Below are 17756 nucleotides of genomic sequence, written 5' to 3' on the forward strand. Positions count from 1 at the left end.
TTTAAGATGGCTAAAGCAAAATTTGAACGTAATAAACCGCACGTTAACGTTGGTACTATTGGTCACGTCGATCACGGTAAAACAACACTAACAGCCGCTATCTCTGCGGTATTAACTAAAGTACACGGTGGTGAAGTTAAAGACTTCGCACAAATCGATAATGCTCCTGAAGAGCGTGAGCGTGGTATTACAATTAATACTTCTCACATCGAGTACGATACTGCAATCCGTCACTACGCCCACGTAGATTGTCCTGGCCATGCTGATTACATCAAAAACATGATCACAGGTGCAGCACAAATGGATGGCGCTATCTTAGTAGTTGCTGCTACAGATGGTCCTATGCCACAAACACGTGAGCACATCTTGTTATCACGTCAAGTTGGTGTACCTTTCATCATCGTATTCATGAACAAATGTGACATGGTAGATGACGAAGAGTTACTTGAGCTAGTAGAAATGGAAGTTCGTGAACTTCTTTCTGAATATGAATTCCCAGGTGATGATTTACCAGTAATTCAAGGTTCAGCACTTGGTGCTCTTCAAGGCGAAGAGAAATGGGAAGCTAAAGTAATCGAACTTGCTGATGCACTTGATACTTACATTCCAGAGCCAGAGCGTGCAATCGACGGTGCATTCATCATGCCTATCGAAGATGTATTCTCAATTTCAGGTCGTGGTACAGTTGTAACGGGTCGTGTTGAACGCGGTATCGTTAAAGTTGGCGATTCAGTAGAAGTTGTTGGTATCCGTGATACTCAAACTTCAACATGTACTGGTGTTGAAATGTTCCGTAAACTTCTTGACGAAGGTCGTGCGGGCGAGAACTGTGGTGTTCTTTTACGTGGTCTTAAGCGTGAAGATGTAGAACGTGGTCAAGTTTTATGTCAACCTGGTTCAATTTTACCTCACACTAAATTCGAATCAGAAGTATACGTGTTATCGAAAGATGAAGGTGGTCGTCATACGCCATTCTTCAAAGGATACCGTCCACAGTTTTACTTCCGTACAACGGATATCACAGGTGCTGTAGAGCTTCCTGAAGGTGTTGAAATGGTAATGCCAGGCGACAACTTGAAGTTTGTTGTAGAGCTTATCAACCCAGTAGCGATGGACGAAGGTTTACGCTTCGCAATCCGTGAAGGTGGTCGTACTGTTGGTGCTGGTGTTGTATCTAAAATTATTGCTTAATAGCTAATTTCAGAAACACCCTTAAAAAAGACGCTTCGGCGTCTTTTTTGTTTTCAGTACGAGCAGCTTCATGGGTTTATCCGTGATGAGGAAATACGTTAATAAAATAGTCCTAATGGACTATTTTTAGTGATTTTCGCAAGCACCTCTGGTGCGCAGCTGAGAGTCGTACTGTTGGTGCTGGTGTTGTATCTAAAATTATCGCTTAATTTTAGACCACACTAGAACTTAAAAAAAGGATGCTTCGGCATCCTTTTTTGTTTTGAATAGAGCCAGTTTCAGGGCTTATCCTAAGAAGCTTGGCGTCGAGTTTTTGGTGCAGGTGTTGTATCGCTTTTACCTTAACGGATGTATTGCTTAATAATTTTTAGACACCAAACCTTAAAAAAGACGCTTCGGCGTCTTTTTTGTTTATGGAAGAGCTATCAATAGTAACAAGGAATATAGTTATATCCATCAGGCCATAGAGTGAGGTTTAAGTAGGGGTAGCTAGCTTTTTGGGTCAAATAGACGCTTCAGAAGAGACAAAATGATACATTATAAATGGCTATATTTTGATAAAATAAAAAAGAGAATTTCCTGTTCGTTATAACAATAGTAATGAACATTTCAGGGGTTTTTATTATTATTGTCATAGTTAGTTGATAAGTTATTTTTCATTGTACTTTGGTTAAAGTTCGTTGCTCTTAAGTAAAACAGAACTATTACAGTAGATATAATGCAGTTATAAGCTTTGCTTTCCCCTTTATTATCAATGGAGTGATAGATGTTTTTTATTGATCAAGTCATATTACTGGCCGCGGTATTGATTTTACTAGGTATAATCTCAAGTAAATTATCAGCGCGTTTAGGTTTACCTGTCTTAGTACTTTTTTTAATTGTTGGTATGCTAGCCGGTGAAGATGGCCCTGGCGGAATTCTATTTGATAACGCAGAGGCTGCTCACTCCTTAGGCACGCTAGCACTAGCGTTAATATTGTTTGATGGCGGTCTACAAACTCCGTTTAAAGCTATTAAACTTGTTTGGAAGCCTGCATCTGCTCTTGCTACTTTCGGTGTTCTTATTACGGGCGCTATCACCGGCTACGCAGCCGCCTATATTTTAGGTATTTCTTTACTACACGGTATGTTACTTGGCGCAATTGTCGGGTCAACAGATGCCGCCGCTGTTTTCTCATTATTACGTAATGCCGGCATTCACTTAACGGGTAAGTTAAAAGCGACACTAGAAATAGAAAGTGCGTCTAACGATCCTATGGCGATATTTTTAACGATAGGTTTACTCGAAATTTTAGTGAATGACATGACACCCGGTACGGGTTTGTTGGTGATGTTTCTATCACAAATGGGCTTAGGTATCGCTGTTGGATTGGCTGTGGGTTGGATATCTGTTCGACTAATTAACCGTATTCAATTAGTTGCTGCAGGACTATACCCGGTATTAGTTGCTGCATGTGGTTTACTTTCATTTGGAATTACCGCCAACATTGGTGGTAGTGGTTTTTTAGCTGTTTTTATCACGGGTGTAGTTATTGGCAACAGTCGGTTTGTTTTTCAACGAAGTACTTTTTTGTTTCACGATGGCTTAGCTTGGTTAAGTCAAATAACGATGTTCGTTGTGCTCGGTTTGTTAATCACTCCAACTTCATTGTTAGACGTGTGGCTTGAAGGGCTAATTATTGCTTTTGTACTGATTTTTATTGCAAGACCACTTGCTGTCATGCCTATTTTGGCTCTTTTCGGTTTTAATCTTCGTGAAATGACCTTGGTATCTTGGGTAGGCTTAAGAGGCTCTGTACCGATTATACTCGCAATATTTCCTTTAATATTTGGTTTGCCAGGTGCTGCTTTAATTTTTAATGTAGTATTTTTTGTGGTACTCATTTCAGCTACTCTACAGGGTTCAAGTTTAGCTTGGATGGCAAGGAAGCTTAAACTAACCTTGCCTCCTCCGGTAACGCCTGCCGCAACATTAGAAATAACAGCGTTAGGTGATGTTGATGCTGATATTGTTGAATATACTTTGGGTAGTTCATCTCGCGCTGTAGGCAGCCGTATTTCGCAACTAGCTTTGCCTGAAAGTACTGTTATGGCGATGATCTCTCGTAGTAACAATATTATTACACCACGAGGATCAACGCTTTTACAAGCTGAAGATCAGCTATTTATTGTGCTTAAACCAGCAACGAGAGCATTTGTTGATAGCGTTTTTTCAGGAAAAAAAGTTGAAGCAGAAAATATTTTACCTGCACAAGAGCTGAGGGTTAAAGGCACCACGCAAGTTATTGATATCACTCATTCATACGGGATTGATATTACTGAAGACCCCCAAGAGACTTTAGAACAAGTCATAAAGACTAAACATATTGGGCAACCAACTGATAATACTGTCTTAGAACTTGGAAATGTTAAGTTATATGTAAGAGAAATGGTGAATCAACGCATTATTACCGTCGGTATTTTGGTTAATGAAAAGCAAGTTAAAGCGGGTATAAAGTAACTATACTTTCTTTCAATTTATACTTTGAAAAACGCAGTGGTGAAAAATTGGCTAGCCCTAATAAATTATTAGAAAACGCAGCTAGCCAGAATTTATGTAAACCTGTTTGTTTACATAACATGCATTTTATAAAGTGTTGCTGTAGCGTATTGTAAACTTACAGAAGCCCCGCACGTAACCAGAAAGGTTTATTTCGAAACCAGAGCGTTACAATCCATTTTTCACCAGCAGTAACGGCTTTACCTCTGTGGATACTGGAAACATCTCTGTTTTCGTCTTTATCACAATTGTCAAAGATTAAGGTCTTATTCATTTGAGGTTGCACTGATGTTAACGGCGTTTTAAATTCAGTCTCCCCTCCGGTAAAACCGTCATTTAAATAGAATATTGCTGTTTTAACTCTTTGACCAAATTGTGAAATGTGTTGAGCAATTGAGTCTGTATGCGGGTAAATATGATCGTAGTGCCACTGATAGTATTGTTCAGGTTGATATTTTAAAACAACAGGCGGCTCTGCAAATGAAATAGGAAGACCAGCTGCTTTAGCGAGTAAGTTTTCAAGCAGAGCAAGTGCTACAGAGTCGTTTGGAAGTGGTGTAGGATAATGCGTGTTATTTCTGATCTTTTCGTTTTTGCTATTTTTACCCTCACCGCCAAACAGAGACACATCTTTAAGTAATGGCGCGCAAGTCGATATAATAGTGTTGAGTTGTTCAGCTTTAAAAGGCATGTTGTAAGTGCTTTTGTTTGTGCCGATAAGCTCAGGAGGCGAAACTAATTCGGCCATAGCTACCAGTTGGCTGAGTACGCTTCTTTGCCTCTTAGTACAAAAGTTGTTAATCATTTGCTCTGAATAGGCAATAGCATCGTTATATTCGTCATCAAGTTCAATGGCTATATCAGTTTTAACATCAATAAATGCCTCTAGTGACTTAATTGCAGGTGTATTCCATTGGATACTTGCTGCAATAGCTAAAGATAACTCCTTGATTGAGCAATTACTTCTTATTGAGTGAACCAGCCAAAGGTTAGAGAATTCAGCATTACTATTGGCTAATTTAAACACTGTTTTAGGGGCTAATTTTCCAAAGTGTTTATCTTCGAGTAACGCTAAAAGCATAGGGGATCAGTTATTATTGAAAATTTGAAAAACAAAATATCTAATCTCAGCGTTAATATCAAGCATTAGGCGCTTATCATGCAATGTTGATAGTGCTTTCAACGTTTTATGGTAACTAATGGTACGTTCACTCGAGGGTTATTGAGATAACTGGAAAATAGTCCTTGAGTAAAATATTTTGATTAGTATAATAGCGCCTCACTTCTAGAGTCACTCTTAATTCCCAAACAACTAAGAATCACTCGGTAAGTGTAAGTACAAATTGAAGGGGTATAGTTCCAATTGGTAGAACAGCGGTCTCCAAAACCGACGGTTGGGAGTTCGAATCTCTCTACCCCTGCCATTTTTTAGTAAAGTGCTTATTAGTTAAATAATAGGGGCTTTAGATTTTAACCTCGATAATATCGAGGTGCTTTGTCTTAGATTAGGCATGTAATTACAGGTAGTATATATGAATGCAAGTACTGAAACTGAACCAAGTGGTTCGTTTGATTTTTTAAAGTGGGGCGTAATTGTTTTACTTTTAGCTGGCGCAGTTGTCGGTAATTACATTTTTGCTGAGCAGTCAGTTCTTGTTCGCGCTATAGCAGTAGTTGCTGCTATTGTTATTGCTGGACTTGTTGCTATGCAAACAGTTAAAGGTCGTAATGCAGTAGACTTTGCTAAAGAGTCTCGCACTGAAGTTCGTAAAGTAGTTTGGCCAACTCGTCAAGAAGCAGTTCAAACAACGGGTATTGTATTAGTGGCAACATTAATTATGTCGTTATTGCTTTGGGGTTTAGATTCAGTTCTTTTCTGGGTAGTAGGTTTAATAACTGGATTAAAAGTAGGTTAAGGTAGCGTTATGACTGAAGAAATTACAATTACAGATACGCCTGAAAAAAACAATAACCCTAAATTACGCTGGTATGTAGTACAAGCGTTTTCAGGTTATGAAGGCCGTGTTCAAAAGACATTGCTTGAGCATATTGGCATTCATGGTTTAGAAGAAAAGTTTGGTGAAATTTTAGTGCCAACTGAAGAAGTTATTGAAATGCGTGCTGGACAAAAGCGTAAAAGCGCACGTAAATTCTTCCCTGGTTATGTACTAGTTCATATGGAATTAGACGATGAATCTTGGCATTTAGTTAAAAGTGTACCTCGTGTACTAGGCTTTATTGGCGGCACTAAAGAAAGACCTGCAGCTATTACTCAAAAAGAAGCTGATCGTATACTACAACGTCTTGAAGATACTGATAAGCCTAAACCTAAAACATTGTTTGAGCCAGGCGAAGTGGTACGCGTTATTGATGGTCCATTTGCTGACTTTAATGGTGTTGTTGAAGAGTTAGATTACGAGAAAAACCGTATTAAAGTATCAGTACTTATATTCGGTCGCTCAACACCTGTTGACTTAGAATTTGGTCAAGTCGAAAAAGGTTAATATTAGCTACTTCTAAGAAACCAGAGTTTTTACTCTGGTTTTTTTATGGAAAAAATTTGATATCGAGGTTTTTATTTGTTGTTTCACTGAAATGTAATAGCAATTTAACTCATTAAGTATCCGCTTAGTAAAAGTGAAATAAGCATAGCCTGGACAAACGCTATTATTTCCATTCTAAACTTTCCTTAAATCGACTTCTTTTATCGTTACTAAAACGTAATCGATTGCCCGTTTCTTAGGGAAATTTTTTATCTCTGCTATCGCTTTGAGCACCATCCTACAACTCGTTTAATCGCTTTCGCTCTTTTTTTATACAAATATCATAACTGACCTTGCGCTTGCGCTACTTAATAATATATAATCCGCTGCCGATTTTATCTGATAAAGAGAGAATCGATTTTTTGTTAACGGGGAGCTGGTTTTAATTATCAGCGTTTGAACCCATACTAAAGGTATTAAAACCATGGCTAAAAAAGTCACAGCTTTAATCAAGCTACAAGTTGCTGCTGGTGCAGCAAACCCGTCACCACCAGTTGGTCCTGCACTAGGTCAACACGGTGTTAACATCATGGAATTCTGTAAAGCGTTTAACGCAAAAACAGATTCTTTGGAAAAAGGCGCTCCAGTTCCAGTAGTAATTACTGTATATGCTGATCGTTCTTTCACGTTTGAAACAAAAACTCCACCTGCTGCTTATTTACTTCTTAAAGCTGCTGGTGTTAAGAGTGGTTCTGGTCGCCCTAACACTGAAAAAGTTGGTACTGTTACTACAGCACAACTTGAAGAAATCGTTAAGGTAAAAGAAGCTGATCTTACTGCTGGTTCTATGGAAGCTGCAGTGCGTACCATTGCGGGTTCTGCTCGTTCAATGGGTTTAGTGGTAGAGGACTAATCAATGACTAAATTATCTAAACGCGCTCGTCTTATCCGTGAAAAAGTAGACGTATTAAAAGAATATGACATCGCTGAAGCTATCTCTTTATTAAAAGAACTAGCAACTGCTAACTTCCGTGAAAGCGTTGATGTTGCAGTTAACCTTGGCATTGATGCTCGTAAATCAGATCAAAACGTACGTGGCGCGACTGTATTACCTAACGGTACTGGTCGTGATGTTCGTGTTGCTGTATTTACACAAGGCGTAAACGCTGATAAAGCGAAAGAAGCCGGTGCAGACATCGTAGGTATGGAAGACTTAGCAGAACAAGTTAAAGCCGGTAATATGGATTTTGACGTTGTAATCGCTACTCCAGACGCTATGCGTGTTGTTGGTCAACTAGGTCAAATCTTAGGCCCACGTGGTTTAATGCCTAACCCTAAAGTTGGCACTGTGACTCCTGATGTTGTTACTGCTGTAAACAATGCTAAAGCGGGTCAAATCCGTTACCGCAATGACAAAAACGGTATCATCCATACTACTATTGGTAAGGCTGATTTCGAAGATGCTAAATTGCAGGAAAACCTTGAGTCATTATTGGAAGCGCTTAAAAAAGCAAAACCAGCTAATGCTAAAGGCCAGTACATTAAGAAAATTTCTGTTTCAACTACTATGGGTGCCGGCGTTGCCGTTAACCAAGCTAGCTTGACAGTATAGTTTTCTGTAAGGTGTCGAAAATCGATACTTTACAAGGGCGAAATTGTAGACTATAATTTCGCCCCTTAAATTTTGGTAGGTGTTGTCTAATTATTAGCATGTATTTGCTATAGACAACCCCGTCAAAGACCGTAGGAGCTGAGACGATTCTTCGTCGAAAGCTTAATATTTCCTACGTAGATGGTGATTACCCAGTATTTCCTAATTCTGGTCCTCGCCGTAACGGCCTAAGATAATTTAATTAGCTTAGGGATAGTAAATACCGGTTTTTTATTGCCGGTGAACCAGGAGTAAAGCCAATGGCTATCAATCTTGATGACAAAAAAGCAATTGTTGCTGAAGTTCAAGAAGCTGCCAATGGCGCTCAATCAGCTGTAGTCGCGGATTCACGCGGTGTTTCAGTTGAAGCAATTACTGTATTACGTAAGCAAGCACGTGAAAACGGCGTATGGATGAAAGTTATCCGTAACACGTTAGCACGTCGTGCATTACAAGGTACTGACTTTGAATGTGTTTCTGACACATTAGTTGGTCCATCATTAATTGCATTTTCAAACGAGCATCCAGGTGCAGCAGCACGTTTATTCACAGATTTCGCTAAAACTAACGAAAAATTTGAATTAAAAGCAGCAGCATTTGAAGGTAATGTAGTAGACGTAAACATGTTAGCTAAGCTACCAACTTACGACGAAGCAATTGCACGTTTAATGAGCGCTATGAAAGAAGCATCTGCAGGCAAACTTGTCCGCACTATTGCTGCAGTACGCGATCAGAAAGAGCAAGAAGCTGCTTAATAATTGTTTACCTCTGCTATTACTTAAACATAAGCAGAGCACAATTCGCACTTTTTGTATTTATAGTTATTTCAAACAGCCAAAGGCTGTTTATTAAAAAACAGGAAATTTAAAATGTCTATTTCTAAAGACGATATCCTAAACGCAGTTGCTGAAATGTCAGTAATGGACGTTGTTGCACTAATCGAAGCAATGGAAGAGAAGTTTGGCGTATCTGCTGCTGCTGCTGTTGCTGTTGCTGGCGGTGACGCTGGTGGTGCTGCTGAAGAACAAACTGAATTTGACGTAGTAATGACTAGCTTCGGTGAGAAGAAAGTTGCTGTAATCAAAGCAGTTCGTGGCGCTACAGGCCTTGGCTTGAAAGAAGCTAAAGACCTAGTTGAATCGGCTCCTAAAGCGATCAAAGAAGGCGTAGAAAAAGCTGAAGCTGAAGAGCTTAAGAAACTTCTTGAAGAAGCAGGTGCTTCTGTTGAGATCAAATAATCTGTTTTTAAACAGATTATTTGCCTGAAAAGGCAATGGCTGGTGATTTAAACGTCACCGGCCTTTTTGCGCTAAAGAAAGTGGTTTTTTTTTAAACCAAAACAGTGCATTATTTGATGCTTGATAAAAAAAGTATCACTGCAATATCCTGTCTTTTTAAAGGCAGATTCGGCCATAACCAGCAAGCTGAGGAACCCCATGGTTTACTCTTACTCTGAAAAGAAACGTATTCGTAAGGACTTTGGTAAAAGTGTTCAAGTAATGGATTATCCATTCTTGTTATCAATCCAACTCGAATCTTTCCGTAAGTTTATTGATATTGATCCAACAGGTGAAACAGGCCTAGAGGCTGCATTTCATTCTATTTTTCCAATTAAAGCTTATTCTGGTAGCTCAGAATTACAATTCGTAAGCTATCGTTTGGGCGAGCCGTTATTTGACGTTAAAGAATGTCAAATCCGCGGTATCACCTACTCTGCGCCATTACGCGTTAAATTACGCTTAGTCGTTTATGATAAAGAAGCGGCGGCAGGCACAGTAAAAGATATCAAAGAACAAGAAGTATACATGGGTGAAATACCATTAATGACTGACAACGGTACGTTTGTCATCAATGGTACAGAGCGTGTTATTGTTTCTCAATTACACCGTTCTCCAGGTGTGTTTTTCGATCATGATAAAGGGAAAACACATTCATCAGGTAAAGTGTTATATAACGCTCGCGTTATTCCTTACCGTGGTTCATGGTTAGATTTCGAATTCGATCCAAAAGATAACTTATTTGTTCGTATTGACCGTCGTCGTAAATTACCGGCGTCAATAATTTTGCGTGCTTTAGAGTACTCGACTGAAGAAATATTAGATATCTTCTACGATACAACAGATTTTACTATTAAAGGCGATAAGCTAGTAATGGATTTAATTCCAGAACGCTTACGTGGTGAAACGGCTACTTTCGACATAAAACTCCCTAAAGGTGATGTTTTAGTTGAGCAAGGTCGTCGTATTACTGCTCGTCATATTAGATCTTTAGAAAAAGCTAAACTTGAAAAGCTAGAAGTACCTGCTGAATATATTGTAGGCAAAGTACTTTCTAAAGCTTATATCGACAAATCTACGGGTGAAGTAATAGCTGAAGCTAATGCTGAAATCACCTTAGAAATGTTAGCTGAGTTAAGCCAAGCCGGACATAAAGTATTATCTACTTTATATATGAACGAATTTGATGTTGGTTCATACATGTCAGACACACTTCGTGTAGATAACTCAACAAACCGCTTAGAAGCGTTAGTTGAAATTTACCGTATGATGCGTCCAGGCGAGCCACCAACAAAAGACGCAGCAGATACGTTATTTAATAACTTATTCTTTGCACTAGAACGTTATGACCTTTCAACAGTTGGTCGTATGAAGTTCAACCGTCGTGTTGGTAATGCTGATGACGTTGGTACAGGCGTATTGTCGAAAGAAGATATCATTTCTGTAATGAAAACTTTAATCGGTATACGTGATGGTAAAGGCGAAGTTGATGATATCGATCACCTTGGTAACCGTCGTATCCGTTCTGTTGGTGAAATGGCAGAAAACCAATTCCGTGTTGGTCTAGTACGTGTTGAACGTGCTGTACGTGAACGTTTAAGTCTAGGTGACTTAGATGCGATCATGCCACAAGATTTAATTAACGCTAAGCCGATTTCTGCTGCCGTTAAAGAATTCTTTGGCTCATCACAATTGTCACAATTTATGGATCAAAACAACCCGCTATCAGAAGTAACGCATAAGCGTCGTATTTCTGCTTTAGGCCCAGGTGGTTTGACTCGTGAACGTGCAGGTTTTGAAGTTCGTGATGTACATCCAACGCATTATGGTCGTGTTTGTCCAATTGAAACGCCAGAGGGTCCAAACATTGGTTTGATCAACTCGCTTTCATGTTACGCACGTACTAACGATTACGGTTTCTTAGAAACTCCATATCGTAAAATCGTTGATGGCTTGATCACGGATGATATAGATTATCTATCGGCAATCGAAGAAGGTAACTTCGTGATTGCACAGACAACTGCTGAAGTTGATGCAGATGGTAAATTAGTTGAAGGCTTAGTTGCTTGTCGTCATAAAAACGAATTTACGCTAATGTCTGCTGAACAAGTTCAGTATATGGATGTATCACCACAACAAATCGTTTCAGTTGCGGCATCTTTGATTCCGTTCCTAGAACACGATGATGCTAACCGTGCCTTGATGGGCTCGAACATGCAACGTCAAGCTGTTCCAACATTAAAAGTGGATAAACCGCTTGTTGGTACAGGTATGGAAAAAATTGTTGCTGTTGATTCTGGTGTAACAGTGGTTGCTAAGCGTGGCGGTGTTGTTGCTTACGTAGATGCATCACGTATCGTAGTTAAAGTTAATGAAAATGAAATGCATGCTGGTGAAGCCGGTATCGATATTTATAACTTAACTAAATACACCCGTTCAAACCAAAACACATGTATTAACCAACGTCCATTGTGTCGTATGGCTGAGCCTGTTGTTCGTGGTGATGTTTTAGCTGATGGTCCTTCTACCGATATGGGTGAATTGGCACTTGGTCAAAACATGCGTATCGCGTTCATGCCTTGGAATGGTTACAACTTCGAAGATTCAATGTTGTTATCTGAGCGTGTAGCTACTGAAGATCGTTTCACTACGATTCATATTCAAGAGCTAACTTGTATCGCTCGTGATACTAAACTTGGTAGTGAAGAAATCACTGCTGATATTCCAAATGTTGGTGAGTCTGCGTTATCTAAATTAGATGAAGCAGGTGTTGTTTACATTGGTGCTGAAGTTAACGGTGGCGACATCTTAGTGGGTAAAGTTACTCCTAAAGGTGAAACACAATTAACGCCAGAAGAAAAACTTTTACGAGCAATCTTTGGTGAAAAAGCCGCTGACGTTAAGGACAGTTCTTTACGTGTTCCTAATTCAGTGTCTGGTACTATCATCGATGTACAAATCTTCACCCGTGATGGTGTAGAAAAAGATGCGCGTGCTGTTGAAATCGAAGAAATGCAACTTAAACAAGTTAAGAAAGACTTGGGTGATGAGTTTAGTATTCTTGAAGATGGCATTTACGCTCGTGCGAAGAAATTATTGTTAGCCTCAGGTTTGAATGAATCTGATCTAAACAGTATGTCTCGTGACAAATGGTTAGTGCAAAACTTAAGCGACGAAGGTCAACAATCTGAGCTTGAGCAAATCGCTGAACAATACGACAACATTAAAGCTGACTTTGATAAGAAATATGAAGTTAAGCGTCGTAAGATCACACAAGGTGCTGATTTAGCGCCAGGCGTATTGAAAATAGTTAAAGTACATTTAGCCGTTAAACGTCGTATTCAGCCAGGTGATAAAATGGCCGGTCGTCATGGTAACAAAGGTGTTATTTCAAACGTAGTACCTGTTGAAGACATGCCTTACGATGAGCACGGTGTTCCAGTTGATGTAGTACTTAACCCGTTGGGTGTACCATCACGAATGAACATTGGTCAGATCCTAGAAACGCATTTAGGTATGGCTGCACGTGGTATTGGTGAGAAAATTAACCGTATGTTGGAAGCTCAACAAGAAATTCATAAATTACGTGAATTCTTAAAAGAAGTTTACAACTTAGGTGAATCTCGCCAAGAAGTTGATATTGATTCATTCTCGGATGATGAAATTATGCGTTTAGCAGGCAACTTACGTGCAGGTCTTCCAATTGCTACACCAGTATTTGATGGTGCAAGTGAACGTGAGATTAAAGACTTATTCAAACTTGCTGATATGCCTGAAAGTGGTCAATTTACGCTTACTGATGGCCGTACTGGTCGTAACTTTGAGCGTCCAGTGACTGTTGGTTACATGTACATGTTGAAACTGAACCATTTAGTTGATGACAAAATGCATGCGCGTTCTACTGGTTCATACAGTCTAGTAACGCAACAACCTCTTGGTGGTAAAGCACAGTTTGGTGGGCAGCGTTTCGGTGAGATGGAAGTATGGGCACTTGAAGCTTACGGTGCTGCTTATACCTTGCAAGAAATGCTTACGGTTAAATCAGATGATGTAAACGGTCGTACTAAGATGTATAAAAACTTAGTTGACGGTGATCATCGTATGGAACCGGGCATCCCTGAATCATTCAACGTATTGTTGAAAGAAATTCGTTCGTTGGGTATCAACATCGAATTAGATCAGGACTAGGCTACGACAGCTACATTGCTGACTTCTAGCTAACGCTCTAAGTCAGTACATGGAGAGAACAGATTACTGTTCTCTCCGGTATTTAACTCCGACAGGAGATAGTGTGTGAAAGATTTACTTAAGTTTCTTAAGCAACAAAATCAAACAGAAGAGTTCGATGGTATTCGCATCGGACTAGCTTCACCTGACATGATACGTTCATGGTCTTTTGGTGAGGTAAAGAAACCTGAGACGATTAACTATCGTACTTTTAAGCCGGAACGTGATGGTTTGTTCTGTGCGCGTATATTTGGCCCAGTAAAAGACTACGAATGTCTTTGTGGTAAGTACAAACGTCTTAAGCATCGTGGTGTAATTTGTGAAAAATGTGGCGTTGAAGTTACATTAACAAAAGTTCGTCGTGACCGTATGGGTCATATCGAATTAGCAAGCCCAGTTGCTCATATTTGGTTTTTAAAGTCATTGCCATCACGTATCGGTCTATTATTAGACATGACATTACGTGATATTGAGCGTGTGCTTTATTTTGAATCTTATGTTGTTACCGAACCAGGTATGACGACATTAGAGAAAAGCCAAATCTTAACCGAAGAAGAATATCTTGATGCGTTAGAAGAACACGGTGACGAATTTGACGCCCTAATGGGTGCTGAAGCGGTACTTGCGCTATTACAACAAATCGACCTTGACGGTGAAGTAGCGCAAATGCGTGAAGAATTACCTGAAATCGGTTCAGAAACAAAACGTAAGAAAATCACTAAACGTTTAAAATTAATGGAAGCATTCGCAGCATCGGGCAACAAGCCTGAGTGGATGATCATGAACGTTTTACCAATTTTACCACCAGACTTACGTCCGTTGGTTCCTTTGGATGGTGGCCGTTTTGCAACGTCTGACTTAAACGATTTATACCGTCGAGTTATTAACCGTAACAACCGTTTAAAACGTCTTCTTGACCTAGTAGCACCAGATATCATCGTACGTAACGAAAAGCGTATGTTGCAAGAATCTGTTGATGCATTACTAGATAATGGTCGTCGTGGTCGCGCAATTACCGGTTCTAACAAACGTCCTCTTAAATCACTTGCCGATATGATCAAAGGTAAGCAAGGTCGTTTCCGTCAGAACTTACTAGGTAAACGTGTAGATTATTCTGGTCGTTCTGTAATTACTGTTGGTCCAACATTACGCTTGCATCAATGTGGTTTACCGAAAAAAATGGCACTTGAGTTATTCAAACCATTTATTTACGGTAAATTAGAAGCGCGTGGTTTAGCCACAACAATCAAAGCTGCTAAGAAATTAGTAGAGCGTGAAGGCGCTGAAGTTTGGGATGTACTTGACGAAGTAATTCGTGAACATCCGGTTATGCTTAACCGTGCACCAACACTTCATAGATTGGGTATCCAAGCGTTTGAACCTGTATTGATTGAAGGTAAAGCGATTCATTTGCATCCATTGGTTTGTGCGGCGTATAACGCCGATTTCGATGGTGACCAAATGGCGGTACACGTACCGTTGACAATCGAAGCACAAATGGAAGCACGTACGTTGATGATGTCAACGAACAACGTACTTTCTCCAGCTAACGGTGATCCAATCATCGTACCATCACAGGATGTTGTATTAGGTTTATATTACCTAACACGTGATCGTGTAAATGGTTTAGGTGAAGGTATGGTATTTACCGACATCAAAGAAGCTGAAAAAGCTTACCGTACTGGTTTTGCTGAGCTACATGCTCGCGTTAAAATTCGTATTACTGAACATGTACGTAATGCTGAAGGTGTTTTTGAGCCAGTTACTAAGCTTCGCGATACTACCGTTGGTCGTGCAATCTTATGGCAAGTATGTCCAGACGGCATGCCTTACGATCTTATTGATCAGCCATTAGGTAAAAAACCAATTTCAAAACTGATTAACCATGCGTACCGTAACTTAGGTCTTAAAGATACTGTTATCTTTGCTGACCAAATTATGTACACAGGTTTCCACTACGCGATGATCGCGGGTGCTTCAGTTGGTATCGACGATATGGTAATTCCAGCGGCGAAATACACCATCATCGAAGATTCAGAAGAAGAAGTTAAAGAAATTCAAACTCAGTTCGAGCAAGGTCTTGTAACTCAGGGTGAGAAATACAACAAAGTTATTGATATTTGGTCTTCTGCCAACGAGAAAATCTCGAAAGCGATGATGGACAACTTATCAAAAGAAACTGTGATTAACGCTAAAGGTGAGCCAGAAGAGCAAGACTCTTTCAACTCAATCTACATGATGGCGGATTCTGGTGCTCGTGGTAGTGCCGCTCAGATTCGTCAGCTTGCAGGTATGCGTGGTTTGATGGCTAAACCAGATGGTTCAATCATCGAAACACCAATCACCGCTAACTTCCGTGAAGGTTTGAACGTATTACAATACTTCATCTCTACTCATGGTGCGCGTAAAGGTTTGGCTGATACGGCATTGAAAACAGCTAACTCGGGTTACCTAACTCGTCGTTTAGTTGATGTTGCACAAGATTTGGTTGTTACTGAACATGATTGTGGAACATTAGACGGTTTACAAATGACACCATTGATTGAAGGTGGTGATGTTGTTGAGCCGTTACGTGAACGTGTTCTTGGTCGTGTTGTAGCAGAAGATGTTGTTAAACCAGGTACTGATGAAGTGTTATTACCGCGTAATACACTTATTGATGAAGCTTTATGTGATTTCATTGAAGAAAACTCAATTGATCAAATGAAAGTTCGTTCAATCATTACTTGTCAAACAGATTTTGGTATTTGTGCTCATTGTTACGGCCGTGATTTGGCTCGTGGTCATATGATCAACCAAGGTGAAGCGATTGGTGTTGTGGCAGCACAATCTATCGGTGAACCTGGTACTCAGTTAACCATGCGTACGTTCCACATTGGTGGTGCTGCATCGCGTGCATCAGCAGAGAACAATGTACAAGTTAAGAACACTGGTACACTTAAATTACAAAATGCTAAATTTGTAACTAACCCTGAAGATAACTTAGTAATTACTTCACGTTCATCTGAACTGACAGTAATTGATGAGCTTGGTCGTGAGAAAGAGCGTTATAAAGTTCCTTACGGTACCATTCTTAATAAGAAAGATGGCGAAGCAATCAAATCTGGCGACATCATCGCTAACTGGGATCCGCATACGCATCCTATTATCACTGAGGTTGGTGGTAAGGTTCAATTCGTTGAACTTATCGATGGTGTAACTATGGTTCGTCAAACTGATGAACTTACTGGTTTATCAAGCATCGTAGTTACAGAAGCTGGTCAACGTAACACTGCAGGTAAAGAAATGCGCCCAGCGGTTAAGTTAGTTGATGCTAAAGGCAACGACGTAATGATAGCTGGTACAGAAATACCGGCACAATACTTCTTACCTGGTAACGCGATTATTAACCTTGAAGATGGTGCAGAAGTTGGTATTGGTGATGCGCTAGCACGTATCCCACAAGCATCGTCAAAAACTCGTGATATTACTGGTGGTCTTCCACGTGTAGCAGATTTATTTGAAGCGCGTAAGCCTAAGCTTCCAGCTATTTTAGCTGAGAAGACAGGTATTATTGCTTTCGGTAAAGAAACTAAAGGTAAAGTGCGTTTACTTATCACTCAACCAAGTGGTGATGTATACGAAGAGATGATCCCTAAAATGCGTCAACTAAACGTGTTTGAAGGTGAATCTGTACTTAAAGGTGAAGTTATTGCCGATGGTCCAGAGTCTCCACATGATATCTTGCGTTTACGTGGTGTTGCACCAGTAGCTAACTACATTGTTAACGAAGTACAAGAAGTATACCGTTTACAAGGTGTTAAGATTAACGATAAGCACATTGAAGTTATCGTGCGTCAAATGATCCGCAAATGTGAGATTTTAGACGCTGGTGATAGTAACTTCCTTAAAGGTGAAATCCTAGAAGTTGCCCGTGTGAATATCTCTAATCGTGAGTTAGAAGCTGAAGGCAAACAACCAGCTGAATACGAAATGCAAATGATGGGTATTACTAAAGCATCATTAGCAACTGAGTCATTCATCTCGGCAGCATCTTTCCAAGAAACGACGCGTGTACTTACTGAAGCAGCAGTAGCTGGTAAGAAAGACAAACTTCGTGGCTTGAAAGAGAATGTTATTGTTGGTCGCTTAATCCCAGCCGGTACAGGTTACTCTTATCATCAAGAACGCGCGCGTGCTAAAAACGCCGTTCCTGTTGAAGAAGTTACAGTATCAGCTGACGACGCAGCGCAAGCACTAACAGATGCTTTGAACGCAGATTTATCTTAGTATTGATAAATCGGTTAAGAGCAATGTTTAACCTGTCTATTGCGAGTAAAGCTTGACAGGTTAAAGCTTGACCTATAGAATTCCGCGACCCTATATTCCGTACATTTGTGTATTGGATA

Annotated in this window: 11 protein-coding genes and 1 tRNA gene; 11 read left to right on the top strand and 1 reads right to left on the bottom strand. The window is 39.9% G+C overall.

Going from position 1 to position 17756, the window contains the following annotated elements:
• Positions 1-6: 6 nt before the first annotated feature.
• Positions 7-1191: an elongation factor Tu gene (gene tuf / locus DBO93_RS01005; RefSeq protein WP_108454665.1), complete on the top strand. Its 1185-nt coding sequence runs from the start codon at positions 7-9 to the stop codon at positions 1189-1191.
• Between the two features lie 766 nt (positions 1192-1957).
• The gene (locus tag DBO93_RS01010) at positions 1958-3691 is read left to right on the top strand and encodes a potassium/proton antiporter (RefSeq protein ID WP_108454666.1); all 1734 of its coding nucleotides are present in this window, start codon (positions 1958-1960) and stop codon (positions 3689-3691) included.
• A gap of 157 nt (positions 3692-3848) precedes the next feature.
• On the opposite strand, the gene DBO93_RS01015 is transcribed toward DBO93_RS01010, so the two are convergent.
• Positions 3849-4811 carry a 2OG-Fe(II) oxygenase gene (locus tag DBO93_RS01015; protein ID WP_108454667.1) on the bottom strand — a complete coding sequence of 321 codons (963 nt, stop codon included), beginning with the start codon at positions 4809-4811 and terminating at the stop codon, positions 3849-3851.
• A gap of 266 nt (positions 4812-5077) precedes the next feature.
• Here DBO93_RS01015 and DBO93_RS01020 point away from each other — a divergent pair.
• The 9 genes from DBO93_RS01020 to rpoC all read left to right on the top strand — a co-directional run bounded on the left by DBO93_RS01020 (position 5078) and on the right by rpoC (position 17637).
• Positions 5078-5154: transfer RNA gene (locus tag DBO93_RS01020), tRNA-Trp, on the top strand.
• Between the two features lie 108 nt (positions 5155-5262).
• Positions 5263-5646: a preprotein translocase subunit SecE gene (secE, locus tag DBO93_RS01025; RefSeq protein ID WP_108454668.1), complete on the top strand. Its 384-nt coding sequence runs from the start codon at positions 5263-5265 to the stop codon at positions 5644-5646.
• 9 nt (positions 5647-5655) lie between these two features.
• On the top strand, positions 5656-6234 hold the full coding sequence (gene nusG, locus DBO93_RS01030; RefSeq protein ID WP_081151019.1) for a transcription termination/antitermination protein NusG: 579 nt from the start codon (positions 5656-5658) through the stop codon (positions 6232-6234).
• 463 nt (positions 6235-6697) lie between these two features.
• Positions 6698-7126, top strand: a complete 429-nt coding sequence (rplK, locus tag DBO93_RS01035; RefSeq protein ID WP_108454669.1) for a 50S ribosomal protein L11 — start codon at positions 6698-6700, stop codon at positions 7124-7126.
• A gap of 3 nt (positions 7127-7129) precedes the next feature.
• Complete coding sequence (gene rplA / locus DBO93_RS01040; protein WP_108454670.1) at positions 7130-7825, top strand: 50S ribosomal protein L1; 696 nt, start codon at positions 7130-7132, stop codon at positions 7823-7825.
• Between the two features lie 299 nt (positions 7826-8124).
• Positions 8125-8619, top strand: coding sequence for a 50S ribosomal protein L10 (gene rplJ, locus DBO93_RS01045; RefSeq protein ID WP_108454671.1), 495 nt, complete (start codon positions 8125-8127; stop codon positions 8617-8619).
• A gap of 114 nt (positions 8620-8733) precedes the next feature.
• The gene (rplL, locus tag DBO93_RS01050) at positions 8734-9102 is read left to right on the top strand and encodes a 50S ribosomal protein L7/L12 (protein WP_108454672.1); all 369 of its coding nucleotides are present in this window, start codon (positions 8734-8736) and stop codon (positions 9100-9102) included.
• A 198-nt stretch (positions 9103-9300) separates the two neighbouring features.
• A complete protein-coding gene (rpoB, locus tag DBO93_RS01055) occupies positions 9301-13329 on the top strand; it encodes a DNA-directed RNA polymerase subunit beta (RefSeq protein WP_108454673.1) in 4029 nt (1342 codons plus the stop codon).
• A gap of 105 nt (positions 13330-13434) precedes the next feature.
• Positions 13435-17637, top strand: a complete 4203-nt coding sequence (gene rpoC / locus DBO93_RS01060; protein ID WP_108454674.1) for a DNA-directed RNA polymerase subunit beta' — start codon at positions 13435-13437, stop codon at positions 17635-17637.
• Positions 17638-17756 lie beyond the last annotated feature (119 nt).

It is taken from the genome of Colwellia sp. Arc7-D (assembly GCF_003061515.1).
In the GTDB taxonomy this organism is placed as follows: Bacteria; Pseudomonadota; Gammaproteobacteria; order Enterobacterales; family Alteromonadaceae; genus Cognaticolwellia.

Bases quoted from the DNA above. Each gene is read 5' to 3' on its own strand.
- DBO93_RS01010 (WP_108454666.1), top strand. From the start codon at position 1,958: ATGTTTTTTATTGATCAAGTCATATTACTGGCCGCGGTATTGATTTTA.
- rplK (WP_108454669.1), top strand. From the start codon at position 6,698: ATGGCTAAAAAAGTCACAGCTTTAATCAAGCTACAAGTTGCTGCTGGT.
- rplA (WP_108454670.1), top strand. From the start codon at position 7,130: ATGACTAAATTATCTAAACGCGCTCGTCTTATCCGTGAAAAAGTAGAC.
- rpoB (WP_108454673.1), top strand. From the start codon at position 9,301: ATGGTTTACTCTTACTCTGAAAAGAAACGTATTCGTAAGGACTTTGGT.
- rplL (WP_108454672.1), top strand. From the start codon at position 8,734: ATGTCTATTTCTAAAGACGATATCCTAAACGCAGTTGCTGAAATGTCA.
- tuf (WP_108454665.1), top strand. From the start codon at position 7: ATGGCTAAAGCAAAATTTGAACGTAATAAACCGCACGTTAACGTTGGT.
- rplJ (WP_108454671.1), top strand. From the start codon at position 8,125: ATGGCTATCAATCTTGATGACAAAAAAGCAATTGTTGCTGAAGTTCAA.
- secE (WP_108454668.1), top strand. From the start codon at position 5,263: ATGAATGCAAGTACTGAAACTGAACCAAGTGGTTCGTTTGATTTTTTA.
- DBO93_RS01015 (WP_108454667.1), bottom strand. From the start codon at position 4,811: ATGCTTTTAGCGTTACTCGAAGATAAACACTTTGGAAAATTAGCCCCT.
- nusG (WP_081151019.1), top strand. From the start codon at position 5,656: ATGACTGAAGAAATTACAATTACAGATACGCCTGAAAAAAACAATAAC.